Origin of the sequence: Synechococcus sp. R5-15 (genome assembly GCF_047462035.1) — a bacterium.
GTDB lineage: Bacteria > Cyanobacteriota > Cyanobacteriia > Thermostichales > Thermostichaceae > Thermostichus.
This window is the reverse complement of record NZ_JANSIK010000093.1, coordinates 1-22,539: the sequence shown is the minus strand read 5'-3', so window position 1 is coordinate 22,539 and position 22,539 is coordinate 1. Positions and strand designations below refer to the sequence as shown.

23 protein-coding genes are annotated in these 22,539 nt (G+C 59.4%); 16 read left to right on the top strand and 7 right to left on the bottom strand.

The genetic code is table 11. From position 1 onward, the window contains the following. Nucleotides 1-195: 195 nt before the first annotated feature. Together NW839_RS08555 and rsmH are read right to left on the bottom strand one after the other, a co-directional pair. Nucleotides 196-720 (bottom strand): hypothetical protein, encoded by a 525-nt coding sequence (locus tag NW839_RS08555; protein ID WP_414351965.1) that lies wholly within the window; start codon nucleotides 718-720, stop codon nucleotides 196-198. Between the two features lie 176 nt (nucleotides 721-896). Beyond that, nucleotides 897-1,808: a 16S rRNA (cytosine(1402)-N(4))-methyltransferase RsmH gene (rsmH, locus tag NW839_RS08550; RefSeq protein WP_414351966.1), complete on the bottom strand. Its 912-nt coding sequence runs from the start codon at nucleotides 1,806-1,808 to the stop codon at nucleotides 897-899. A gap of 234 nt (nucleotides 1,809-2,042) precedes the next feature. Between rsmH and aroA the strand changes: the two genes are divergently transcribed. Then, nucleotides 2,043-3,377 carry a 3-phosphoshikimate 1-carboxyvinyltransferase gene (gene aroA / locus NW839_RS08545; protein ID WP_414351976.1) on the top strand — a complete coding sequence of 445 codons (1,335 nt, stop codon included), beginning with the start codon at nucleotides 2,043-2,045 and terminating at the stop codon, nucleotides 3,375-3,377. Nucleotides 3,378-3,412: 35 nt separating this feature from the next. Further along, nucleotides 3,413-3,763 (top strand): TIGR03792 family protein, encoded by a 351-nt coding sequence (locus NW839_RS08540; protein ID WP_011432948.1) that lies wholly within the window; start codon nucleotides 3,413-3,415, stop codon nucleotides 3,761-3,763. Here the strand turns inward: NW839_RS08540 and NW839_RS08535 are convergent. Continuing rightward, on the bottom strand, nucleotides 3,760-4,536 hold the full coding sequence (locus NW839_RS08535; protein ID WP_238376947.1) for a DUF502 domain-containing protein: 777 nt from the start codon (nucleotides 4,534-4,536) through the stop codon (nucleotides 3,760-3,762). The two genes, NW839_RS08540 and NW839_RS08535, sit on opposite strands and share 4 nt — an antisense overlap. A 294-nt stretch (nucleotides 4,537-4,830) precedes the next feature. Here NW839_RS08535 and NW839_RS08530 point away from each other — a divergent pair, with 294 nt between their 5' ends. From NW839_RS08530 to NW839_RS08520, 3 genes are all read left to right on the top strand, one after another. Further along, the gene (locus tag NW839_RS08530) at nucleotides 4,831-5,298 is read left to right on the top strand and encodes an SRPBCC family protein (RefSeq protein WP_414329520.1); all 468 of its coding nucleotides are present in this window, start codon (nucleotides 4,831-4,833) and stop codon (nucleotides 5,296-5,298) included. Nucleotides 5,299-5,371: 73 nt separating this feature from the next. Then, the gene (locus NW839_RS08525; RefSeq protein ID WP_414329522.1) at nucleotides 5,372-5,875 is read left to right on the top strand and encodes a GNAT family N-acetyltransferase; all 504 of its coding nucleotides are present in this window, start codon (nucleotides 5,372-5,374) and stop codon (nucleotides 5,873-5,875) included. A 107-nt stretch (nucleotides 5,876-5,982) separates the two neighbouring features. Continuing rightward, the gene (locus tag NW839_RS08520) at nucleotides 5,983-8,088 is read left to right on the top strand and encodes a thioredoxin domain-containing protein (RefSeq protein WP_414351967.1); all 2,106 of its coding nucleotides are present in this window, start codon (nucleotides 5,983-5,985) and stop codon (nucleotides 8,086-8,088) included. 47 nt (nucleotides 8,089-8,135) lie between these two features. Here the strand turns inward: NW839_RS08520 and NW839_RS08515 are convergent, their stop codons facing one another. Further along, complete coding sequence (locus tag NW839_RS08515) at nucleotides 8,136-8,570, bottom strand: Fur family transcriptional regulator (protein WP_414351968.1); 435 nt, start codon at nucleotides 8,568-8,570, stop codon at nucleotides 8,136-8,138. A gap of 153 nt (nucleotides 8,571-8,723) precedes the next feature. On the opposite strand from NW839_RS08515, the gene NW839_RS08510 reads away from it, so the two are divergent. From NW839_RS08510 to NW839_RS08485, 6 genes are all read left to right on the top strand, one after another. Next, entirely contained in the window at nucleotides 8,724-9,983 is a 1,260-nt protein-coding gene (locus tag NW839_RS08510) for a metallophosphoesterase family protein (RefSeq protein ID WP_238376945.1), read from the top strand. A 376-nt stretch (nucleotides 9,984-10,359) separates the two neighbouring features. Then, complete coding sequence (locus NW839_RS08505) at nucleotides 10,360-10,704, top strand: ArsR/SmtB family transcription factor (RefSeq protein WP_414330075.1); 345 nt, start codon at nucleotides 10,360-10,362, stop codon at nucleotides 10,702-10,704. 247 nt (nucleotides 10,705-10,951) lie between these two features. Continuing rightward, on the top strand, nucleotides 10,952-11,179 hold the full coding sequence (locus NW839_RS08500; protein ID WP_414351969.1) for a hypothetical protein: 228 nt from the start codon (nucleotides 10,952-10,954) through the stop codon (nucleotides 11,177-11,179). Between the two features lie 99 nt (nucleotides 11,180-11,278). Then, a complete protein-coding gene (locus tag NW839_RS08495) occupies nucleotides 11,279-11,842 on the top strand; it encodes a DUF3110 domain-containing protein (protein ID WP_414351970.1) in 564 nt (187 codons plus the stop codon). Nucleotides 11,843-11,883: 41 nt separating this feature from the next. Next, nucleotides 11,884-12,609, top strand: coding sequence for a hypothetical protein (locus NW839_RS08490; protein ID WP_414351971.1), 726 nt, complete (start codon nucleotides 11,884-11,886; stop codon nucleotides 12,607-12,609). Between the two features lie 31 nt (nucleotides 12,610-12,640). Then, on the top strand, nucleotides 12,641-13,030 hold the full coding sequence (locus NW839_RS08485) for a hypothetical protein (protein WP_414351972.1): 390 nt from the start codon (nucleotides 12,641-12,643) through the stop codon (nucleotides 13,028-13,030). Nucleotides 13,031-13,054: 24 nt separating this feature from the next. Here NW839_RS08485 and NW839_RS08480 read toward each other — a convergent pair whose 3' ends face one another. The 3 genes from NW839_RS08480 to larE all read right to left on the bottom strand — a co-directional run bounded on the left by NW839_RS08480 (nucleotide 13,055) and on the right by larE (nucleotide 16,423). Beyond that, complete coding sequence (locus NW839_RS08480; RefSeq protein ID WP_414343190.1) at nucleotides 13,055-13,336, bottom strand: DUF1830 domain-containing protein; 282 nt, start codon at nucleotides 13,334-13,336, stop codon at nucleotides 13,055-13,057. Between the two features lie 281 nt (nucleotides 13,337-13,617). Continuing rightward, nucleotides 13,618-15,450: a DUF3769 domain-containing protein gene (locus tag NW839_RS08475; RefSeq protein WP_414351973.1), complete on the bottom strand. Its 1,833-nt coding sequence runs from the start codon at nucleotides 15,448-15,450 to the stop codon at nucleotides 13,618-13,620. A gap of 52 nt (nucleotides 15,451-15,502) precedes the next feature. Then, complete coding sequence (larE, locus tag NW839_RS08470) at nucleotides 15,503-16,423, bottom strand: ATP-dependent sacrificial sulfur transferase LarE (protein WP_414332028.1); 921 nt, start codon at nucleotides 16,421-16,423, stop codon at nucleotides 15,503-15,505. 467 nt (nucleotides 16,424-16,890) lie between these two features. Here larE and ebsA point away from each other — a divergent pair, with 467 nt between their 5' ends. From ebsA to NW839_RS08445, 5 genes are all read left to right on the top strand, one after another. Further along, entirely contained in the window at nucleotides 16,891-17,262 is a 372-nt protein-coding gene (ebsA, locus tag NW839_RS08465) for a type IV pilus biogenesis protein EbsA (RefSeq protein WP_414332026.1), read from the top strand. Further along, entirely contained in the window at nucleotides 17,252-18,970 is a 1,719-nt protein-coding gene (gene cimA / locus NW839_RS08460) for a citramalate synthase (RefSeq protein WP_414351974.1), read from the top strand. Before ebsA ends, cimA begins: the two co-directional genes overlap by 11 nt. A 17-nt stretch (nucleotides 18,971-18,987) precedes the next feature. After that, nucleotides 18,988-19,704 carry a dephospho-CoA kinase gene (gene coaE / locus NW839_RS08455; RefSeq protein WP_414351977.1) on the top strand — a complete coding sequence of 239 codons (717 nt, stop codon included), beginning with the start codon at nucleotides 18,988-18,990 and terminating at the stop codon, nucleotides 19,702-19,704. 36 nt (nucleotides 19,705-19,740) lie between these two features. Next, nucleotides 19,741-20,247: a hypothetical protein gene (locus tag NW839_RS08450; RefSeq protein WP_414351975.1), complete on the top strand. Its 507-nt coding sequence runs from the start codon at nucleotides 19,741-19,743 to the stop codon at nucleotides 20,245-20,247. A gap of 122 nt (nucleotides 20,248-20,369) precedes the next feature. Beyond that, a complete protein-coding gene (locus NW839_RS08445; RefSeq protein ID WP_414351978.1) occupies nucleotides 20,370-22,493 on the top strand; it encodes a DNA polymerase III subunit gamma/tau in 2,124 nt (707 codons plus the stop codon). Nucleotides 22,494-22,539 lie beyond the last annotated feature (46 nt).

Genomic DNA, 22,539 nt, shown 5'->3' with positions numbered 1-22,539 from the left:
TCCCATTTAGGCCAGATTTCTTCACTGCTTTGTAAGCAGTTGAAGGATAGCCCGCTGCTACTCCAGATCGCGAGGCCCAGGGATCCCTTAGCCTTTTAGAGAACAGAGATACGCTGAGACTTCACAAGACCCACAGCTTTTGGGAAAGCAAGATGGGGACGCTGGCCTAGCCGTCATGGGCGGGATCCGTATGAATTAGTACCCAACCGGATAGAAAAGAGGGGCTTTTTCGATTTCTGGCAAAGCCGTTGCCTGGTGGGCTGGATCCGGCTCAACTTGGCTGGGAGAGGCAATCGGCACCTCGATCATCCGATCCGGTACCAGCGGCACCATTTCGGAGCGGTCGGCAATTTCCCGCAGAGAATTGGCAATGGATTCTTGAGTCAGCAGAAACTGTCGTTCGTTGCGCTGCATCTGCTGCCACACCTGGTAACGCTGGCTCCACCGGCTTTGGGTATGCACAGTCCAACTGTAAAGGCTCAACACTGAAACGCCGGAGAGGATAGCCATCCCTGTGGAGATTTGCTTCCACCAGGCTAGGTGTTCTGCCCAAGCAAGATGCTGGCTGCGAGGATGGGCTGATTTCAACTTCAAATCCAAAGGCTGGGTGCGGCTGGCTTGAACTGTACCGGAGAGGGGTCGGCTCAGAGCAGAAGACCGTCTGTGGCGACGAGGGCTCTTGGGACGATCAAGACCTGCGTTCAAAGGCTGGCTAACCATAGGGCTTAACCTCACACACACCAAGGGATCCGACGGTGCAGGACTGCCGGTTCCGCTTCACCCTAGTTCCCCGCATCCCCCAATAGCAACCCCCTTCTCCCGATTCCTGGTCTCGGCGGGCTAGCCGTCCGCTTCACAGTAGCCGATCTCTTGAGAGCGGGAGAACCAACCTAAACCTACATCTGACTGCTGCGGGCAGCCACTCGCAGTTTGGCAGAGCGGGCCCGTGGATTGCGTTGCCGTTCCAGTTCGGAAGGGGACAAGGGCTTGGGGGTGAGCACCTGCCAACGGGGATCCCTGCGAAAGGCCCATTTCACCAGGCGATCTTCAAGGCTATGGAAGCTGATTACGGCCAACCTGCCGCCGGGTTTCAACCAAGTGGGGGCTTGGGCCAGCAAGGTTTCTAAAGCCTCCAGTTCTCGGTTCACGGCAATGCGCAACGCCTGAAAGACGCGGGTGGCCGGGTGGATGCGGCCTCGCCGAGCTGCCGGAGGTACCGCCTGCCAAACCACCTGGGCCAACTGAGTGGTTGTGGCGAGGGGACGAGCCTGCTCGATGTGATGGGCGATGCGGCGGGCAAATCGCTCTTCGCCGTAACGGGTGAAAATCTCGATCAACTCTTCGACCGGGCGATGATTAACCCAATCGGCGGCAGTCTCCTGAGCTGTACTGGGATCCATGCGCATGTCCAGCGGCCCCTCCCCGCGAAAGCTAAATCCCCGCTCAGGACAGTCCAGTTGCGGAGAACTCACCCCCAAGTCGGCCACGATGCCATCGAAGGGAATCCCCTGCCCCTGCTCATCCCGAAAGCCATGCTGCTGCAGATCGAAATCGGCAAAATTGAGGTGCCACAGTTGGATGCGGCTGCCGGGGATCCCTTCTGCTGCAAAACGCGCTTGCGCCGCCTGTAGAGCCGCCGGATCCCGATCCAACCCCACCACTCGGGCAGCTCCCCCCCGCAGCAGCGCCAAGCTGTGCCCACCCCCTCCCAACGTCACATCCAAAAAAATACCGCCCCCCTGGGGTTGCAGGTAGGCCATCACCTCCTCGGTCAAAACGGAATCGTGTTGATACACCTCGCCAAGCACGGTTTGCGGGGGTTCTATTTCTGCTGCTACAAAGTTCAGTATCTGCAAAAAAAAGGCCGAGGCCAGGCCCCGACCGAGGAATCCATGTTGTTAAGGTGATCCTCTGAGAAAAGAGGGGTGGCCGTCAAAAGACAGGCTGTCTTGGGATCCCCGGCAAAATCTCTGGGGCGCGAGTCCCGCTCTGAGTATGATGAGACTGCTCCCGCTTTTGCCAAGTCTGCCGTCAGGGTTGCTGTGTTGACTCACTCTTCTGCTACTGATATCTTGACCCTCTCGCCGGCCAAGGGCCTGCGCGGCCAAGTCAGCATCCCCGGCGACAAATCCATTTCCCACCGCGCCCTGATGCTGGGATCCCTGGCCGAAGGAGAAACCACCATCCAAGGGCTGTTGCTGGGAGAGGATCCCCGCAGTACGGCAGCCTGTTTTCGGGCGCTGGGGGCAGATATTTCGGAGCTCAACAGCGAGTGTGTTCGCATTCGGGGAGTTGGCCTGGGCCAGCTGCAAGAACCGGCAGACGTGTTGGATGCAGGTAACTCCGGCACCACCTTGCGCCTGATGCTGGGGATCCTGGCTGGCCAGGCCGGGCGCTTTTTTGCCGTCACCGGCGATCGCTCCCTGCGCTCGCGGCCCATGGGGCGGGTGGTAGAACCGCTGCGGCAGATGGGGGCCAGCATTTGGGGACGGGCCGGTGGGACGTTGGCACCTTTGGCCGTACAAGGGGGATCCCTCAAGGGCATTCACCATCGCTCCCCGGTGGCTTCGGCGCAGGTGAAATCCTGCCTCTTGCTGGCGGGCCTGCTGGCAGAAGGCACCACCCAAGTCACCGAGCCGGCTCTCTCTCGGGATCACTCGGAACGGATGTTGCGGGCCTTCGGAGCCGACATTCACGTGGATCCAGAGGCGAAAACCGTGGCCGTGGTGGGCGGATCCCGCCTGGTGGGCCAGAGAGTTCAGGTGCCGGGGGATATCAGCTCGGCAGCCTTTTGGCTGGTGGCCGCCTCCATTGTGCCCGAGAGCGAATTGCTGCTAAGGGATGTGGGCCTCAACCCCACCCGTACCGGTGCGCTGCAGGTGTTGCAGGAGATGGGGGCCGATATTCAAATTGAAAACTGCCGGGAAATGGCCGGCGAGCCCCTGGGAGATCTGCGGGTGCGTTCGGCCCGCTTGCGCGGCTGCACCATCGCCGGCGATCTCATCCCCACCCTGATCGACGAGATCCCGGTTTTGGCGGTGGCAGCTGCCTTTGCCGAAGGGATCACGGTGATTCGCGATGCCGCAGAGCTGCGGGTCAAAGAAAGCGACCGTCTGGCTGCCATAGCCCAAGAGCTGAGCCGCATGGGAGCCCAGGTCACTGAATATCCCGATGGCCTGGAAATCAAGGGAGGGATCCCTCTTCACGGGGCCGAGGTCGATAGCCACGAGGATCACCGCATCGCCATGAGCCTGATGGTGGCAGCTCTAGGAGCGCAGGGATCCACCCTCCTCAGGGGAGCCGACTGTGCCCGCATCTCCTACCCCGACTTCATTCCCACCCTGCAACGATTGACTGCTTCCCCCCTGGAGTCTTGAGAGGGCCCATCTTTAACTTTGCCGCCTCTGCTCCTATGTCGACCTGCCCCAGCCCGCCCGGCCCTATCGCCATCGAACATCTCTGCTTCCGGGTTCCTCCCGGTGGGCAAGCAGCCTTTCTTGAGCAAGACGAGCGGGTTTGGGGATCCGCCCTGCGCCGGCATCCGGGTTTTCTGGGCAAAGAAGTTTGGCTGGATCAAGAGGATCCCGAACTTGTCCACCTCATCCTCCGCTGGGCCAGCCGTGCTGACTGGAAGGCCTTTCCCTCCGAGCAAGTGGAGGCATTGGATCGGCAAATGCGGCCTTTTTATGTGCGCTTGGAACAGGCCAAAGAATACCAGCTCTGGCAGCCCGGCCCTTCTGCAGGGACAGGAAAGCAGGATTAAGGGATCCCTTCAGTCTCAAAACCTACCTCAGAGCCCACCGAGTCAGCCCTGGGGGATCCTGCCACCCGCTCCTGCTCCACCAGCTCCCGCAAGCTGGGCATGGTCACGGCCAAAGCTCCTTCTCGCCGCTGCAGCCCCGCTTCAAAACTCTCAGGGGTGACAATGCCGCCGGAAATGAGCATCTTAAAAGCATCTTCCACCGGCATGAACACTTCCACCACCTGGTCTTCCGGCACAATGGCGTACCAGCCCGTCGTTGGATTGGGGGTGGTGGGCACAAACAGGCCAAGGGAGCGCTGCGGCCCATCGGGCCGAATGGGAGTTTGAATGGTGCCCGTCACAAAGGCCAGCGCCCAAGCTCCTGGTCGGGGATATTCCACCAGCACCACCCGCCGAAAGCGCTGATTGTTGGGGGCAAACAAAACACTGACCAATTGCTTCAAGGTCTTGTACACCAGCCCCGCCACCGGAATCGCATGGAGCAACTGTTCGCTGAGATTGAGCAGCCACTGGCCGACAATGTTGCGGGCCATGAAGCCAATCAACAGGATGAGCACAATCGGCGTCAACAGGCCCACCGCCAGATCGATGAGGTTGATCAAGATCGGGTGCAAACCCTGGATGGGATTAAACTGCTTGGGAATGCTGGTCAGAAAGCCAATGCTCCAGGTGGCCACCTCCACCGTCAGCCAAATGGTGGTTGCTAGAGGGATCACCACCAGCAACCCCGCCACGAAGTAGTTCTTCAGATGCTGTTTCCATTGAGAAACCATGGTGAGGTCGTTCCGTCAAGTCAACCGAGTGGATGCACCGAACCCTTGCAAGTGGAGCTTGCAGATGGCAATCATGATACCTGCCTTCTGCATTGCCCTCATGGGGGGCAGCCGCAACTTGCCGGCAAAAGAAACCGGGCTGCCAAAAAGCGCAGAGCCCCAAACTTTCATCAGGCCGATAATGCTATCTTAGGTCGATATAAAATTTTGTAAAGGCAGGGATCCCGTCCCGAGGCGTTGTGGCCAAGCCCCTGGATGGTTTGTGTTTCTGCTGGGTGTTGCGTGGGAGGCCCTATGTCAGAGTCGGATTGGCTAGAGCATACCTGTCAGGTGGAGGTACCTGTTCCCATCGAGCAGGTATGGGATTTGTGGGCCAACCTCACCCTCATGCCCCGCTGGATGAAGTGGATCCGCTCGGTGGAATTGCTGGATCAGGAGCTGTCCCGGTGGACACTGGATACCCGCGGCCTCACCTTCAGTTGGATCTCCCGCACCCACACGGTGGTGAAACACCAACACATCGGCTGGAGTTCGGTGGAGGGGCTGCCCAATCGGGGCGCGCTGCGCTTTTACGACCGCAAAGGCAGTACCATTGTGAAGCTGTCGGTGGCCTACAAGCTCCCGGGGATCCTCGGCAAAATCTTGGATGGCCTGTTTGTGGGCAAAGTGGTGGAGAGCACCATCCAGGCGGATCTGGAGCGCTTCAAGGCCTATGCCCTAGAGCAGGCGGGGCCAGCCGCCGACAATGCCTCGGCCAGCTAGCCTCAGTTTGTCAGGCCCAAGCGTTTTGTTGAACTTCCCCTTGCCAACCCTCACTGCTGCAAAGGTTTTCTTCATGCCCGATCCCTCTCCTGAGCCTGTCATCGCCCTCTCTCGTCAGCCGGTGGACAACCGCAACATTCGCTTCTCTCTGGAGCGGGGCGAGCTGGATCTGGATCAACTTCTCCTGCTGTTGAACCGCAATGCCTTTTGGGCGCAGAATCGCCAGCGGCAGGAGATGGAGCGGGCCGTTGCCCACAGCCATCCGGTGGTCAGCGCCTGGGATGGGGAGCGCCTGATTGGCTTTGGCCGCGCCACTTCCGATGGGGTTTACCGAGCCGTCCTCTGGGATATCGTGGTTGATCACGATTACCGACGTCAGGGCATTGGCCGCAAGTTGGTGGAAACCCTGATCAGCCATCCCCACCTGCAGTCGGTGGAGCGCATCTACCTGTTCACAACCCATCAGCGTGGCTTTTACGAGCGAATCGGCTTTGTGGAAAATCCCAGCACCACCTTGGTTTTACACGGGCGCCCTCTGGAGTTTTTAGTCCCGGCTGCCGAGCAGGAGCAGGCTTGACCGACAGGGATCCTGGGTGAGTGTATCTTGAACAACAGTGGGTTGGTTCGGCCTCGGCAGGAGAACGCGCTAGCCTGAAAAGCAAAAAAAGGTGAGAGGGTGTACCTATGGCCAATCGCCTCGCCACAAGTTCCAGCCTTTACTTGCGCAAGCACGCCGAGAACCCGGTGGATTGGTGGCCTTGGATCCCAGAAGCTCTGGAGAAAGCCCGGGCCGAGGATAGGCCGATTTTCCTATCCATCGGCTATTCCAGTTGCCACTGGTGTACGGTCATGGAGGGCGAGGCCTTCTCCAACCCTGAAATTGCCGCCTTTTTGAATGCCCATTTTTTGCCCATCAAGGTGGATCGCGAGGAGCGGCCGGATCTCGACAGCATCTACATGCAGGCGTTGCAGCTCATGAGCGGGCAGGGGGGGTGGCCCCTCAATGTTTTCCTCACGCCCGATGACCTGGTGCCCTTTTATGCTGGCACCTATTTTCCCGTAGAGCCCCGCTTTGGCCGCCCGGGGTTTCTGGCCTTGCTGCAGCGCATCCTGCAGTTTTACCGGCAGGAAAAGGAAAAAATAGAGGAGATGAAAGGCCAGATTTTGACGGCTCTGACCACCCTCAGCGACTTAGTGCCGGAAGACCACATTCCCGCCGACCTGCTGCGCTCTGGGATCCCCAAGATCCAGCCTTTGCTCTCCAATGCCGGGGCGGTGCAGCAATTTCCCATGATGCCCTACGCCCAGTTGGTGTTGCGCTCAGCCCGCTTCGACCCACCGGAAGGGATCCCCGGCTCGCAGAGCGCTCTGGAACGGGCCAAAGAGCGAGGCATGGCCTTGGTGCTGGGAGGGATCTTCGACCATGTGGCCGGCGGATTTCACCGCTACACCGTGGATCCCACCTGGACGGTGCCCCACTTTGAAAAGATGCTCTACGACAACGGGCAGATCCTAGAGTTTCTCTCCGATCTGTGGGCGCACGGTATCCAAGATCCGGCCATCGAGCGGGCGGTGCGGCTGACGGTGGAGTGGGTGGCGCGAGAGATGACCGCCCCTGCCGGGTATTTCTACGCCGCTCAAGATGCCGACAGCTTTGCCCGGGCAGAAGATCGAGAGCCAGAGGAGGGAGAGTTCTACGTCTGGCGCTGGCAAGAGCTGCAGGAGCTCTTGGGGGAAGAAACCTTCCGCGCCTTGCAGCAGGCGTTTGACCTGTCTCCGGGGGGCAATTTCCCTGATCGGCCCGGCTGCATCGTCTTGCAGCGCAAACAGGGGGGGACGTTGCCGCCAGAAGTTGAAGCCGCCTTGACCACCCATCTGTTTCAGGCACGCTATGGCTCTGCGGATCGACGAGTTCCCTTCCCTCCGGCAGTGGATGCCCAATCGGCCCGTCTGCAATCCTGGCCAGGGCGAATCCCACCTGTCACCGACACCAAGATGATCGTCTCTTGGAACGCCTTGATGATCTCCGGCCTGGCGCGGGCCTATCAAGTGTTCGGCAACGCAGACTATCTGCAATTCGCTCTGCGGGCTGCCCAATTCATCCTCAGCCAGCAGCGCCACCCTGAGACCGGATCCCTGTTGCGCCTGAACTACGATGGCACAGCTCAGGTGCCCGCCAAATCGGAAGATTACGCCCTGCTGATCAAGGCCCTGTTGGACTTGCAGCAAGCCTGCCTGCCTCTGGTGGGGGATCCCACCCCTCAAGACTGGTTGCAGGCTGCCCTCCAGCTCCAGCAGGAGATGGATGCGCAACTGTGGGATCCGGCCAGGGGGGGATACTTTGTCAGCGATGCCCAGAGTGCCCCTGAGCTGTTGGTGCGAGAGAAGGAGTTCCAGGACAACGCTACCCCTGCAGCCAATGGGGTGGCCATTGCCAACCTGGTGCGCCTTGCCGCCCTCACTGGAGATCTGGACTACCTGGAGCGGGCAGAGCAGGCCTTGAAAACCTTTGCCCACATCATGAGCACCCAGCCGCGCACCTGCCCCAGCCTTTTTGCCGGACTGGATTGGTATAGCAATTGGGTGAAAGTCACCCTGGAGGCCGATTCCATTCCCGCCTTTCAGCAACGATCTTGGCCCACCACCGTCTTTGCTCTCCCCACCGAAGCCGAACCTCTGCCGGAAGGAGCTTTAGGGCTGGTGTGCTGGGGCAACAAATGCCTGGCCCCTGCCAGTTCTCTCGAGCAAATCCAGTCCCAAATCACCAAAGGCCAAAACCGGGCTTACTGACCTTTGCCCAATTTTTTCCCAGGACAGCAGGGATCCCTTTGCCAAGGTTACGGCTGGGACTGCGCAGGCTTTTCCACCCCAAAAAACTCAATGCGGTAACTTTGGATGCGGGTGCCCGTTTGTTGCTCCACTTGGGCCAGCAGTTCAGGCGGCAGCTCCACGTCCACATCCAAGATGCGGTTGCTATCCAGACAGTTCACGTGGCTGTGGGGATGGGTGCGGTTGCCGTAGCGGCGCCCATCGGCACGATCCAAGCACTCGACAATGTTGTGGCTGGCCAAAGCTTCCAGGTTTTGATAAACGGACGTGTGGCCAATCGGTTTGCCCTGCTGATTTAGGCGATCGTAAATCTCGCGGGCGGAGAGGTGCTCGCCACACTGCCACAGCAGCTCCAGGATATAACGGCGCTGTCGGCTCAAACGCAGATTGCACTCCCGGCACCGTTCCAAAGCAGCTTCCAAAGAATCCAAGGGGCGAGGCATGGAAAACCTCAAGTCATACCGAGTCTGAGATAGGTAGTTGCTCATCTCTACCAAGGTAGCATTTGTGCGTCAACAGTTGTTCAAAAAACACCCCGAACTCTACAAGAGCTGCCGCGCATAGCCATCTTCGAGCCGAGTCCAGGCCGTGCGCAGATGGAAGAGCCCAACATCAGCCTTTTGATTTTCTACAATACCGCTGGAGTGTTGGGGGCAAAGATCATGCAGCGGCGCAAGGTAATTCTGGGTTTGTTGGGGTTGGCCAGCAGCAGTGGATTGGCAGGAGCCTATTGGGCCAGTCGGCAGCAGCCCTCTCATCTAGCCCCAGGGATGGGATCCCCTAGAGCCGCTCTCCCCTCTCCTACCCCCCAGCCCACCCCCACCGTCGTCCCCCATCCAGATGCCCCCCATGGCCTCTACATCCCCCCCCGCCGAGATCTGCGCCTCTTGGTCATCAGTGACATGAACGGCATCTACGGCTCGGTGGAATACGACCCAGAGGTGGATCGGGGCATCGGCCTCATCCCCTATCTTCAGCCGGATATTGTTTTGGGAGGAGGAGATATGGTGGCCGGTCAGGATCCCCGCCTGTCGGAGGAGCGCATTCGCGCCATGTGGGCAGCCTTCGACCGGCATGTGGCTGGCCCAATCCGTGCGGCCAAACTTCCCTACGGCTTTACCTTGGGCAATCACGATGCTTCCTGTGCCCGCACCACGCGGGGCGGCTTTCTCTTTCAAAAAGAACGGGATCTGGCCCGCGAGTTTTGGAACGATCCGGCCCACGACCCAGGTTTGAACTTTGTGGATCGGGGGGACTTTCCCTTCTACTACACCTTTGAAAAAGACGATGTGTTTTACCTAGTCTGGGATGCCACCTGCAATTACATCCCGCCCGAACAAATGGCCTGGGCGGAAGCGGCTCTGGCCAGCGAACGGGCTCAGAAGGCCAAGTTGCGCATTGTCATCGGCCATCTGCCCCTCTACGCCATCACCGTCGGGCGCGACGATCCGGGAGAAGTGCTGCTGGAGGCGGATGCCAAACGGGCTCTGCTGGAGAAGTACCGCGTCCACACCTACATCAGCGGCCACGACCACGGCTACTACCCTGGCCACAAAGGGCAACTGCAACTGCTTCACTGCGGCATTCTCGGCTCTGGCCCTCGTCCCCTCTTGGGCAGCCCTCTGCCCCCCCGCAAGACCCTCACCCTTATCGACGTGGATTTCGAGAGCCCAGATGTTACCTATTACACTACCTATCACATGCGGGATCTGAGCGTGATCGACCAAGCAGAGCTGCCCCGTTTCATCACTGGGCACAATGGCTTGGTGCTGCGCCGCGACGTCAATTGGGACAACCTCACCCCCCAAGAAATCGCCACCTGCCAAGCTCGTATTGGATCCCTGTGTCGGGATTAACGTCTCCGTCTTGGCAAAAGATTGATGAGCCGTTTGTAGATGCTCTCGCGAGGGTTCTGCACACTTCGCGAGCAGCCCAGGCTTTTCAACAGATGATTCAAAGCAGCTTTTTCCAGCAACACCAGCCATAGCCGGTGCAACTGTGTCTCTCGCATAACGGATCCCAGTGATTGATTTCAGCGAAACTGTAGAGAGCTTGTGAAGGCAGCAACAAGAAACGTTAAAGAGAACACAAAGTTGGCAACGGAATGTTGGCAGTGTTATCTTCAAGCGCGGTTGACCTACCGTCGCTGAGCCGGTTGACTGTTGCGCCTTTTCCCTGCCGTCCAACTGATCGACAACTGGAGCGCAAAACTCCTGCTACCCTGGTTGAATGATGGTTTCGTTCCTGGTTGAGGTAGAGGGGAATTTGACAGATGAGCAGGTGCGGGAGGGATTCCACGCCCTCTCTGACCCGATTCGCCTGCGCGTGCTGCAACTGCTGCAGGGGCGTGAGTTGTGTGTTTGTGATCTCTGCGAGGAGCTGAAGGTGAGCCAATCCAAGCTCTCGTTTCACCTAAAAACCCTGCGGGATGCGAAATTGGTCAATGCTCGCCAGCAGGGGCGCTGGATTTACTACAGCCTCAACCCACCCGGTTTTCAGCTCCTGCAGCATTTTTTGGATAGATTGGGGCAAGCTGGCCCTGTCAAGGCCGCAGTTCCCTGTGTGGAAGACCTCTAAGGCGCGCAGGGATCCCAAAATGTCCCTAGAAAAACTGTCGGATCCCGCCCTTGTACATTCCGAAGACGGGCTTGCTGCAACACAAGAAATTACAGATGTGAATGGTGTTCCCTGCTGGCAACCCCAGGGATCCCGGCGGGTCAACTCGGAGAAAATGAGGATCCCATCTCCTAAAATCCATCAAAGTTCCCTGACACCAGCTCCCCTGTTGCTTAGTTAGGATTGATACAAGAGAGGTGGGAACAACATGATACGTGAACAGCGAGAAGAGTTGGAACGCATCCACCGAGCACACCTGTGGAATCGCCTCAAGGAGCGGGTGAAACGCGCCCAGTTGAATCCATCTCTGCTGGCTTTGCTGGCACGAGAGGCTTTTGAGTTGGGCTTCCCCCTTCCCTCTTTATCTGACCAACCCCAGGTCAATTCCCCTGCTGAGCAGCCCCAAGATGGAAGTAATCATCGCCGCACTCGGTGAGTCCACCCTCTCTTCTGGCCGAGAAAGCGGGCAGCCACGATCATAGGAGAATTTCTCTCCAGAGACTCTCAAAGCAGCTAGTCTAGGCAATGATTTTGTTTGAATAAATCAGAGCCCATGATGAACACCGCCGAAGCCCTTCAGATTCTCAACCTTCCGCCGGACGCAACCGAGCGGCAGATCCGGGGGCGACTGTTTCAGGAATACCAAACCCTCAGTACTGCCCTCGCAGAACTGGAGGACGAGCGACAAAGACCCTTGCTAGAGGCGCAACTGGCGCGGCTGAATGAGGCGCGGGATGTATTGCTTAGCGGGGGATCCCAGGCTGAGAAGGGTTTGTCTTGGGTCAGCCCAGAGGACTTGCCCCCCCAGGTGATTGTGCTGCTTTACCAAGCCAATGGACAAGAGGGGATCTGTACGCGCCAGGTTGGGGGTCAAGATATTGTCATTGCTTTTGAGAGCTCGTTTGCGGCAAGAAAATATGCGCAGAGGCTGGCTCAACAGGGGCTGCCCAAGCCCGTGGCAGAACGCTTTGACACGCAGGAGATCGTCGATTTTTGCCGCAGCGGAGGGTATGGGTTGATGGTGGTTCCGGCCAGCGAAACGCTGGAGCCCCTACAAGAAAGCACGGAAGCTGCCCGTGATTGGCAGGGCAGGTCTTGATGCCGTTTGGCCTCGATCCACTTGCGTTAAGGGTGCCCTCGATGATTAGTGTGGAACCGATCTCTGTGGACGAGTTTCGCCAGCTCATGGCCGCCGATCTGGACGCTTGCTGCGAGGCCTTTGATTTGCGGGCGGAGTACCTGCGTCTGCAGCAACAGCGGCTACGCTTCTGGGGCATGCTGGCCTTTGGTTGGGTGGCAATAGCCTTGGTCATCTTCTTGGGGATGCGGGATCCCGGCTCTTGGGTGCCCTATGCCGCAGCTGCCGGGATCCTACTGCTGCTCCTGTTGGGGATCCTGAGAGTCAGCCTGCGCTTGGGAAAAAGCCTGCATCGCATCCGCCAGCGTTGGCAGGAGGCCCACCTGCTCAACAGCACCCCTGAGATGATGAAGTTTGCCACCGATCTGGCCCGCAAGGTAAAAGACTACAACCACTGGGTCAACGAGCTCCAACAATCCCTGCAGGGGGGGCAGCATTGGCGGGATTTTCGGCAACTCAGTGAGGCTGAGCAAAAGTACATCCAGTCGCTGTTTTTGCAGGTGCGGGCCCAACTGGTGATGGCCCTACAGGTGTGCCGAGCTTTGATCGAGGATCCACAAGCCTCTGTGGCTCAGTATCTCAACCAAATGGTTGCCCGGGATCAGCAACTGCTGGAGCAGTTTACCGCCAAAAACCTGACCGCCAACCGCTACGTGACCTTGGCTCGCCAGCTATCTGTGCTGGAGGAAGATTTGCAAGCCCAGCTCAGAACCTTGGGATCCCGATGATACCCTGTTGGAGGTGTCCAGCAGCGTACTCATGGGCAGTAGAGGCACTCGAAAATTGTACGGCCTGTTGCTTGCCGGCGGGCTGGGCTTGCTGGGATGCGGGGATCCGAATGTACCTCTGACCCAACCGCCCCCCGATGCTTTTCGGGTCAGCACCCCACGGCCACCGCGCTTGGATCTCTATCCCACCCCATCACCAACACCAACTCCTACCCCGACACCACCCCCCAGCTTGCTGGAGATCACGGCCCGTTGGTTGGGGATCCCTTGGCCGCCCCAAGAGACCAGCCTGGTGAGATTGAGCGCCCGTTTCCTGGAGATCCCACTACCCCCGAAGCCGCGCCGCTCCGCCAGCCCCTCACCTCAGCCTTCCCCCAGCCCAGAGAGTGAGGAGAGAAGGCAACAAGGCCGGGAAACTTAGTCCGCACCGCTGGCCTCTGGGGATTTAGGCGCCTACGGTCGCCGGCTCCGTTTCTCGAACGCGCAGCTTTTCACAGGGGATGGTGTCTGCCAGAATGGAGCTGGCCATCATGCCCGTGTGAATCTCTAGCTTGGCTCCAGGCACCGCTTCAAAGAGCAGCCGCTGGCCTGGAAAGACCACCCGCTCAAAGTACCAGTTTTCGATATTCGTGATGCGAACCACCTGAATGGAGCTGGTCGCATTGATGTAGCTACAGGTTATTCGCTCTGCTCGTTTTTTATCGGGGATTGCATCGAGTGTTTGCATAATTCAGATTACCAGCCCACGTTGCTCAGCCTACCATCTACCCTAACACCGTCTGGGGATCACTGCGGTAGTCTGCGATACGGCGATCCCAACTGGCAGAAATCAATCCTGGAAAAAATAACTTCTGTATTTTACCTTACTGTTTCGATTTCCAAGAGGGTTCTGCAATTCGAGGAAGATTTGAATTAGGATTTTTCCCCAATATGGGACAATTTCTCATAGAAAATCTCCGCAGAGTAGTAGTCAAGACTACACTTTTAAGCTGCCTTGGAGTTTGGGGATCAGGGCTCTTGGATCCTCGATCCCGTCGTCGGCTGCGGCGAGGATTGGCCGGGATCCCAGTTCAGGCCCTCCACCCGCAGCTCCAGAGCCCCCGACTGGCGCACCGGATTGTATTGCAGGCTGAAGCCATAGGTGCGGCGGTCGTAGCCCAGGCGATAGACGACATCCACCTGCTGGCCTGACTGCAAATCTACCGTCGTCTCTGCCCCCACCCGCAGCGGGCCGTACAGTTGTTGCAAAAAGCCCAGGACGAGCTGTTCCCGCGTGGTGATGCGGTCAAACAAAAATGGCGAGGCTCCGGCCAAAAAACCGTTGGAGTAGGTCACCCTCAGGTTGGTGTAGTCGAAGGTATCGGCCACAAAAGCCCCAATCACCGCATCAATGCCAATACTGCCGGCAGTATAGCTCTGGGCTCGGCCATTGGAGTAAAAAGACTGGCTGCTGCTCACACCGGTGCTGAGCCAGATCCCTTGCTCGATGGGCAGAGCGGAAAAGCGGGGTGGGGGATCCGCCGCCGTCTTGGGAGGGCTCCAGAGGGGAAAGGAGCGATTCAAGGTTGCCCCCAGTTGCAGGCGGGAGAGCTGAATGCGGTCGGTGGTGTTGGCTAAGGCCAACTCCGGATCCGTGTCGATTTCATCCGGCTGCCCCAAGGCATCAATGTAGTCGGCGGCTATGCGGTAGCTGAGATCCAAGCCGGTATTGCCCAGGCGGAGGGTGGGTGAGCGGTAGCTGGCACCGAGGCGGTTTTCCACAATTTGAAACCCCAGGCGACCGCTGAAGAAGCGTTCCCGATAGGCGTAGGTGTAGGCGACTTCTCCGCCATCGCCGGTGGTGATGCGGTGTTCGACCTGAGCTCGCAAGCGCTGAGCAAACTCCTGGAAGACGATCCCCCGCAGCTCGGCAAACAGGGAGGTTTGGGCATTCGCCTCCGGTTGCCGCCAACGCAAATCGGCCCGCAGCCCGATCCCATCCAAAAGGCCCTGCTCACTGCCCCAAAGACGTTGTGGATACAGTTGCGGGGAGAGCACCAAGCTCACGTTGGGATCCCGCAGCAGCTCGATGTTGGACTGGAGGATCAAGCCGCGCCGCAATTCTTCCCTGTCGAAATCATCGTAGAAGATGCTGACCGGAGGCTGACGGTTTAATGAGTCGAAGCGCAACCGAATGGGCAGAGGCAGAAACAAGACCTGGTCGAAGGCCAGTTGGCCGGCCTCGGCAATCAAAAGGCTGGAGCCATCGGCTTGCAGGGTGGAGGTCACCCGTGGGCTACGAATCTCCAACTCCGGCGGATCCAGCGGGTCGTTGGTCAGCCGCACCTGTTCTCCTTCCCAGGTGTTGGCATCGAAGCGGATGCGAACGGCACGAAAGCGCACCAGCCGCTGCGGAGAGAGGGCGGCTGCCGGGGATCCACTGGCCTGCAACTGGCCAATATCCACCTGCCCGAAGGCCTCTTCCAAAAATCCCCGCTCTTGCTCAAAGTCGTACTCCAGCCGGGATCCCTGGATGCGCTGCCGATCCAGTTGAATAGAAACATTGCCCTCGGCCACAGCCCGCCGCTGTCGCAGTTCAATGCGCAGGCGATCCGCCCGCAACACAGAGCGGCCCAGCCGCATCTCCACATTGCCTTCTGCTTGGAAGACTTCCGCCCGTTGATCGAAGGTTTGCCGGTCAGAACGCAGCCGTAACGTTCGGTCGGCAACGGCGCTGAGGTCAGTCGTATCCATGGGCTGAGCGCCCCCCTTCTTCTGGGACTCCACCTGAGCCGCAGTAGGGCCGGCAACTGCTAACCCCAGCACCCCCAAGCAGAGCCAGAGCAACCGCAACCCTCTCATAATCACCCGGCGCAAAACTTCAACACAGATCCCCTACGGCTTCCCCAGCCCGCTAGCTTGTGGCCAACTGGGAAAGGTTGAGGACTCGGTTGAGCTTGCCGCTGCGGTAGCCCTCCAAATCGAGACTGACATAGAGATAGCCGAAGGATTGCAGGGCCTTGACCAGCGCTTCCAGATTGGTTTTCTGCACAAACTCCACGATCTGATCCGGAGGAAGTTCGATGCGGGCGGTGTCCTTCTCCGAGCGCACCCTGACCTGCCGCCAACCCAAGCTGCGCAAGTAGCGCTCCGCCGCTCCCACCCGACGCAGCTTCTCAGGGGTGATTGCCTCCCCGTAGGGAAAGCGAGAGCTGAGGCAGGGTTGGGCCGGTTTATCCCACCAAGACAGCCCCAGGTGGCGAGACAATTGCCGCACCTCCAGCTTGCTCATCCCCACCTCCGCCAAAGGGGAACGCACGCCGCGCTCCCGAGCTGCCTGTGTCCCCGGTCGGTAATCGGCCAGATCGTCGGCATTGAGACCATCCACCACATGGTTATATCCCTGGGCTTGGGCCAACAGGCGCAAGGTATCGTGCAAGTGACTTTTGCAGAAGTAACACCGGTTAACAGGGTTGGCGGCGTAGCCCGGATCTTCCAGCTCGTGGGTTTCGACGATCTGATGGCGGATCCCGATTTGCCGAGCCTGCTGAATTGCTTCTTCCAAATCTTCGGGCAGCAGCGAAGGAGAAGCAGCGGTGACGGCCAGGGCCCGCTCCCCCAGCTGATCGCAGGCCAACTTGGCCACCAGGCTGCTATCAACCCCCCCAGAGTAGGCCACCAAGACCTGCTCCATCTCGGCGAAGATCTGGACAAGCTGCTGGAACTTGTGCTGCAGGACGGGATCCCACTCCAGCAGGGGGTTGGCCGCTATTCCTCCCTCTCCCGGGGGGAGAAGGTCGAGACGAGAAGCGGTTGGGTCTTGGGTTGTGTTCATGAAGCCAGGAGATGCCAAACGTTTGGAGAACCAAGCAAGGGCACCGTCTCGCCACCGCCGGCAGGAGAAAAGCCGGTTGCTATCAGGGGCAGGGATCCCCCCTCTTTCTATTCTTTCCCAGAGATCCCCGATTTTCCAACGCTTCCCTCCAGCTTGGGATGCGGGATCCCTCAAGGAAAAGTAGACAATTGGGCAATCTATCCGTAGTCCGCTCACCCGCTGTCGCGATGGTGCTATGCCTCCGGCACCCTACCGGGAACCGCACCGCTTCGCGATACGCTGAATAAGATGGGTTGCAGTGGCCCCTTATAATTTTTTCTGGGTTCTCTGCCGCAATTGACCTCACAGCTTTTTCCGGCGACACTTGCTACAGCCAATGCAGAGATCTCTCTTGGCTATGGGGATCCCACCTATCTTGCAGAACTTCATGAAACTTAGAAAAAGCGGTACCCCTCTCCTAGCGCACCATGGCTTTGCAACTTGAACCCGCCAGCCCGCCAGAAGTGGCCGTCTATCAGCCCTATTACGCTGTTGCCCGCCGACAGTACCTAGCCCTTGCGGTGGGCCTCTACAAAAAAGCCAGCTTAGAAGGGCAGAGGGCCATCGAGGGGGAAGAGCCTGTCCGCTTCTTGGCCAGTTGGCACATGTCCCCGTTGCCCTCGGATCTGACGGTGGTTCAGGTGATCTTTGCTCAGGATGCAGATCTCACCTATCAGCTCTCCATCGCCAACTACGAGTTTGTGGATTATCTGATTGATGTCGTCTCTTTGGTGCAGCGCGGACAACAGCCGGATTTCTCCACCGCCTTTTACAAGAAACTGATGCGATATGAAGATTGATCTGGGTTGCTCAGCCACCATCACTCTCTACGACACCACACTGCGGGATGGGGCCCAGCGAGAGGGGCTATCGCTGTCGGTGCAAGACAAGTTACAGATTGCCAAGCTGCTGGATCGGCTGGGGATCCCGTTTATTGAAGGGGGCTGGCCAGGAGCCAATCCCAAGGATGTGCAGTTTTTCTGGCAGATGCGGGAAGAGCCCCTAGAGCAAGCCGAGCTGGTGGCTTTTTGTTCTACCCGCAAGCCGGGGCGGCGGGCGGCAGACGATCCCATGCTGCAGGCCATTTTGGCGGCGGGCACCCGCTATATAACCGTCTTCGGCAAGTCTTGGGATCTCCACGTCACCGAGGGCCTGGGCACCACGCTGCAGGAAAACCTGGCCATGATCCGCGACACCATTGCCTATCTGCGATCCCAGGGGCGGCGGGTCATCTACGATGCCGAGCACTGGTTCGACGCCTATCGCCACAACCCCGACTATGCCCTGCAAACCCTGGTGGCGGCTGCCGAGGCAGGGGCAGAGTGGCTGGTTCTCTGCGATACCAACGGCGGATCCCTGCCCCACGAGATTGCGGCGATCACGGCAGCTGTCTTGGCAGAATCCCATCACCTGCAGCACTTGCCCCTAGGGATCCACACCCACAACGACTCCGGCACTGCTGTGGCCAATGCCCTGGCGGCGGTGCAGGCAGGGGCGCGCATGGTGCAGGGCACCATCAACGGCTATGGGGAACGCTGCGGCAATGCCGACCTGTGCAGCGTCATTCCCAACTTGCAACTGAAGCTGGGCTATCGCTGTCTGCCGCAAGAGAAGCTGCAACACCTGACGGAGATCTCCCGCTCCATCAGCGAGGTGGTCAATTTGGCCCCGGATGACCATGCGCCGTTTGTGGGCCTATCGGCCTTTGCCCACAAGGGCGGGATCCACGTCAGCGCCGTTCAGAAAAACCCTCTCACCTACGAGCACATCGCCCCGGAGCAAGTGGGCAACTGTCGCCGCATTGTGGTCTCGGAACAGGCGGGGCTGAGCAACATCCTCCACAAAATGGCCGGATTCGGGATCCGGCTGGAGAAGTCGGATCCGCAGGTGCGCTTGATTTTGGAGCGGCTGAAAACTTTGGAGCTGCAGGGCTATCAGTTTGAGGCGGCTGAGGCCAGCTTTGAGCTGTTGGTGCGGGGCTTGCTGGGACAACGCTCCCATCCTTTTGAGGTGCTCAGCTTCAACGTGACGACCACCACACGCTCCGATTGGAACAGCAAAGACTGGGATCCCAGTGGCGAAGCAACGGATGTGCAATCTTTGGCGGCGGTGAAGATAGCGGTGCAGGGGCAAACTCGGGTGACGGCGGCGGAAGGCAATGGGCCGGTGGCTGCTCTGGATGGGGCGCTACGCAAAGCGCTGCTGGAGTTTTATCCCCAACTGGAAGCGATTCACCTGTCCGACTACAAGGTGCGCATTTTGGACGGGCGGGCCGGCACCTCGGCCAAAACGCGGGTGCTGGTGGAGTTTAGCGACGGTCACCGCCGTTGGACAACGGTGGGGGTTTCCACCAACATCATCGAGGCCTCCTGTCGGGCCTTGGTGGAGGGCTTGGAGTACAGCCTGCTGCCGCCCAGCTCCCCCTTGCCCGCTTCTGCAGAGCACCGTTCTAACGACTCCGTCCGAGTAGCGCAAACGGCAATGGCCGCACCAGAGGCCTTTTCTTGACTATGGCCTACAGCTCGATGAGGATCATCGGCCTGACGGGCGGAGTGGGCACGGGCAAATCCACGGTGGCCCGCATCCTGGAGCAGCACGGGATCCCGGTGGCCGATGCCGATCAAATGGCCCGCCAGGCTTTGGCATTGGGATCCCCTATTCGAGACAGGGTGCTGGAACGCTATGGAAAGGCCATCCAAACGCCCTCTGGAGATCTGGATCGCCGGCAGTTGGGCCAGATCGTGTTTGCAGATGCCGCTGAGCGGGCTTGGCTAGAGGCCCAAATCCACCCTTTCGTTAGAGCTCAACTGCAAGATTTTCTGTCCGCGTTGGCGGAGCAGAGCTCTAAAGTCCATGGGGTGCCGCTTGAGGAAGGGCCTGGTTCCCAAAAGAACAGCGGGCCAGGGTTTTCCTCTGCCCAGGGATCTCAAACCGTTTGTCTGATGATCCCGTTGCTGTTTGAAGCCCACATGGAAAATTGGGCCAGCGAGATTTGGGTGGTGACTTGCACTCCAGAGCAGCAGCGGCAACGCCTTGCCCGCCGGGATCCCCTGACGCCGGAAGAAATCGAAGCTCGCATTGCCAGCCAGTGGCCTTTGGCGGAAAAAGTGCGCCGTGCAGACGTGGTGCTGGACAACTCCGGATCCCTGGCTGAGCTGGAAGCCCAGGTGAAGCAAGCTTTGGCGTCGGCGGGCCAGAGGCCATTTGCCTCACCCCCGCGGGCCGGATACAGTGACGGATAGGGGATCCCCTACGCCCCGGTGGGACGGAGGGTAGCCATGTACGGGTGGGTTGAGGGAGAAACGATGCAGGAAGCAGGCTGCGTTGGCGAGACGGAGTTTGCTCAAGCTCTGGCCGCGCGGGAGCGGGAAATCCAGCTTTTGCGAGAGCGCAATCGCATCTTGCAGGGCCAGATAGACCTTCTGGAGCTGCGCCAAGAAAAGCAACACCGGCAAATTCGCAGCTATGAGGCGGAGATCGAGCAGCTTTACCAAGAGAAGCAGTTGCTGGAGCAGATGATCCAGGAGTTGCCGGAGCTCTACCGGCGCAAGCTGCAAGCCCGCCTGCAGCCCATCCGCCAGCGCATCGCCGCCATCCAGGCAGAGAATCGCCAGCTCAGGAAGGAGGTGTATCAGCTCAGCTACCGCGTGCAGCACATAGATCAGCTCGACTCGCCCGGCTGGATCCAGCTTCCCTCTCTGCGTCGCCGGGATCCCAAGTCCTCAGCGGAGCGGAGCACAAAAGCTCTGCCGGTCTCCCCCCCTAGTGTCCAGCCCTGCTCTTGATGGGCAGGGAGGGATCCCGCCATCGAGAAGCCAGAATAGGAGAGCCCCGGTGGGATCGCGTCAGCAGAGCAGAGCTCTTGCGCGGTTCCGGTTGGGGCGCTGCTTGCTTGGAGATCCCGGAAATGGCCACCGCTGGCAACTATGAACCCCTGCATTTAAAATACCGCCCGCAGCGCTTTGCCGATGTGGTCGGCCAAGGAGCGGTGGTGCAAACGCTGGCCAATGCCATCCGGCTGGGGCGGGTGGCGCCTGCCTATTTGTTCTGCGGGCCGCGGGGCACGGGAAAAACCTCCAGCGCCCGCATCTTGGCCAAGTCTTTGAATTGTGAACAGGGGCCGACGCCGGATCCCTGCCAGGCGTGCAGCCAATGCCGCGCCATCACTGCGGGAGCCTCCCTGGATGTTCTCGAGATTGACGCGGCCAGCAACACTGGCGTAGACAACATCCGCGAGCTGATCGAGCGGGCCCAGTTTGCCCCGGTGAACAGCCGCTACAAAGTCTATGTCATCGACGAGTGCCACATGCTCAGCAATGCGGCCTTCAACGCCTTGCTGAAAACTCTTGAAGAGCCGCCCCCCCGCGTGGTATTTGTCCTGGCCACCACTGACCCGCAGCGGGTTTTGCCCACCATTGTTTCCCGCTGTCAGCGGTTTGACTTCCGCCGCATCCCCCTCGACGACATGGTGGCCCACCTGGGCAAGATCGCCGCCCAAGAAGGGATCCCTATCACGCCGGAGGCGCTGCAACTGGTGGCCCAACTTTCCCAAGGGGGCCTGAGGGACGCCGAACGCCTGCTGGACCAGCTCAGCCTCTTGGAAGGATCCATCACCCCGGAGGCGGTTTGGGACTTGGTGGGCGGGATCCCGGAACAGCAGCTTTTGGCTCTGATGGATGCGCTGCTGGCTCAGGATGTGCAGGCGGTGCTCAGCCAAACTCGGCAATTGTTGGAGCGGGGCAAAGAGCCCTTAGCCCTGTTGCAGAACTTGGTGGCCCTTTACCGGGATCTGCTGCTGGTCAAGACAGCCCCCCAGCAACGGGAGTTGGTGGCTGTAACGGACTCCACCTGGGCAGCCCTGCAGCAACGGGCCCCTCGCTACTCGGTGGAGATACTGCTGGCAGCCCAGAGCCATCTGCGCCAGTGTGAGCCGCAAATTCGTCAAAGCGGACAGCCCCAACTGTGGTTGGAAATTGCCCTAGTGGATCTGCTGGGCCAGCTGCGCCTAAGCATGGTGGCTGAGGATTCAGCGGAACGGAGTCCTTTCCCAGCCCTTGACCTATCTCCTGCACCCCAGAGAACTCCCCCGGACGGGACAGCCCCTCCGGCCCCTGCTGCGACCATCAGCCCATCAAGCCCATCAACTGTTGGTGAGATAGATGAATTAACTGTTGGGCCTTTAGCCTCCCCTGCTGTTGCGTCGAGCCAGAAGGCAGATCGCGCTACTCGGACGGAGTCCTCGGAGCAGCCCAGAGAACCGGCAAGGGAGGCCGCCAAAGTCAAGCTGCTGCGCCCCCACTGGGACGAGTTCCTCAAGCGCCTCTCTCCCCTCACCAAGGCTCTGATGGGATCCGGCCACCTGCACCAAGAGACTCCTGAAGCAATTACCCTCGCCTTTCCCAGCAAGGGTCTGGTGGAAAAAGTGCGCAGCAAAGAAGCCGAACTGCGGTCGGTGCTCCACAACCTGCTGCAGCGCCCTGTGCAGCTCAACTTGATTGTGCAGCGCTCCAGCGGGCCGCATGTTTCCATTCGCGTCAGCGGTGCGGAGTCCTCGGCACTGCTCAGCCGAGAAACAGACCTGCCCCCCGCCCCCCCAGATTCTGTCACCACGCCGGGGTTGCAGAGCGATAGCACCAACAGTCGTGCTTCCTCAAGGGAGCCCAGAGCAGAACCGCAGAGCCACGGCCTTGCCCAGCGACAGCAACATTCCCCTTCTGACTCCAGCCCACCTTCGCCAGAGCCTGAGCGGGACAATCCTATGGGTGGCCCCAAGGTGGCCGGCTTGGCAACCCAAGGACTTTTTCCTGCCGGTGCGAACAAAGTGCTCCGCACCGCTGTCGCGACCGATTCTCCAAGTCGTGCAGAGCGCCGCGACACCCTGCACGGTGGGCAGTCCTTCGAGCTAACCCAGGAGCTGGCGGAGATTGCCCGCCGTTTTGCCGACCACTTCAACGGCAGCTTGGTGGATTTGGAAGGGGTGTTGGAGTCTGACGTGACGGGATCCACGGAAGAGCATGACTCTAGTCAATAATAAGCTCAACTATACTGAAAATAATGTATAATATGTTCAGTACGGA

Bases quoted from the DNA above. Each gene is read 5' to 3' on its own strand.
- NW839_RS08445 (WP_414351978.1), top strand. From the start codon at position 20,370: ATGGCCACCGCTGGCAACTATGAACCCCTGCATTTAAAATACCGCCCG.
- NW839_RS08515 (WP_414351968.1), bottom strand. From the start codon at position 8,570: ATGCCTCGCCCCTTGGATTCTTTGGAAGCTGCTTTGGAACGGTGCCGG.
- NW839_RS08555 (WP_414351965.1), bottom strand. From the start codon at position 720: ATGGTTAGCCAGCCTTTGAACGCAGGTCTTGATCGTCCCAAGAGCCCT.
- NW839_RS08535 (WP_238376947.1), bottom strand. From the start codon at position 4,536: ATGGTTTCTCAATGGAAACAGCATCTGAAGAACTACTTCGTGGCGGGG.
- NW839_RS08490 (WP_414351971.1), top strand. From the start codon at position 11,884: ATGATTAGTGTGGAACCGATCTCTGTGGACGAGTTTCGCCAGCTCATG.
- NW839_RS08520 (WP_414351967.1), top strand. From the start codon at position 5,983: ATGGCCAATCGCCTCGCCACAAGTTCCAGCCTTTACTTGCGCAAGCAC.
- NW839_RS08505 (WP_414330075.1), top strand. From the start codon at position 10,360: ATGGTTTCGTTCCTGGTTGAGGTAGAGGGGAATTTGACAGATGAGCAG.
- NW839_RS08525 (WP_414329522.1), top strand. From the start codon at position 5,372: ATGCCCGATCCCTCTCCTGAGCCTGTCATCGCCCTCTCTCGTCAGCCG.
- NW839_RS08450 (WP_414351975.1), top strand. From the start codon at position 19,741: ATGTACGGGTGGGTTGAGGGAGAAACGATGCAGGAAGCAGGCTGCGTT.
- NW839_RS08540 (WP_011432948.1), top strand. From the start codon at position 3,413: ATGTCGACCTGCCCCAGCCCGCCCGGCCCTATCGCCATCGAACATCTC.
- cimA (WP_414351974.1), top strand. From the start codon at position 17,252: ATGAAGATTGATCTGGGTTGCTCAGCCACCATCACTCTCTACGACACC.
- coaE (WP_414351977.1), top strand. From the start codon at position 18,988: ATGAGGATCATCGGCCTGACGGGCGGAGTGGGCACGGGCAAATCCACG.
- NW839_RS08500 (WP_414351969.1), top strand. From the start codon at position 10,952: ATGATACGTGAACAGCGAGAAGAGTTGGAACGCATCCACCGAGCACAC.
- NW839_RS08530 (WP_414329520.1), top strand. From the start codon at position 4,831: ATGTCAGAGTCGGATTGGCTAGAGCATACCTGTCAGGTGGAGGTACCT.
- ebsA (WP_414332026.1), top strand. From the start codon at position 16,891: ATGGCTTTGCAACTTGAACCCGCCAGCCCGCCAGAAGTGGCCGTCTAT.
- NW839_RS08510 (WP_238376945.1), top strand. From the start codon at position 8,724: ATGGAAGAGCCCAACATCAGCCTTTTGATTTTCTACAATACCGCTGGA.
- NW839_RS08480 (WP_414343190.1), bottom strand. From the start codon at position 13,336: ATGCAAACACTCGATGCAATCCCCGATAAAAAACGAGCAGAGCGAATA.
- NW839_RS08475 (WP_414351973.1), bottom strand. From the start codon at position 15,450: ATGAGAGGGTTGCGGTTGCTCTGGCTCTGCTTGGGGGTGCTGGGGTTA.
- larE (WP_414332028.1), bottom strand. From the start codon at position 16,423: ATGAACACAACCCAAGACCCAACCGCTTCTCGTCTCGACCTTCTCCCC.
- NW839_RS08485 (WP_414351972.1), top strand. From the start codon at position 12,641: ATGGGCAGTAGAGGCACTCGAAAATTGTACGGCCTGTTGCTTGCCGGC.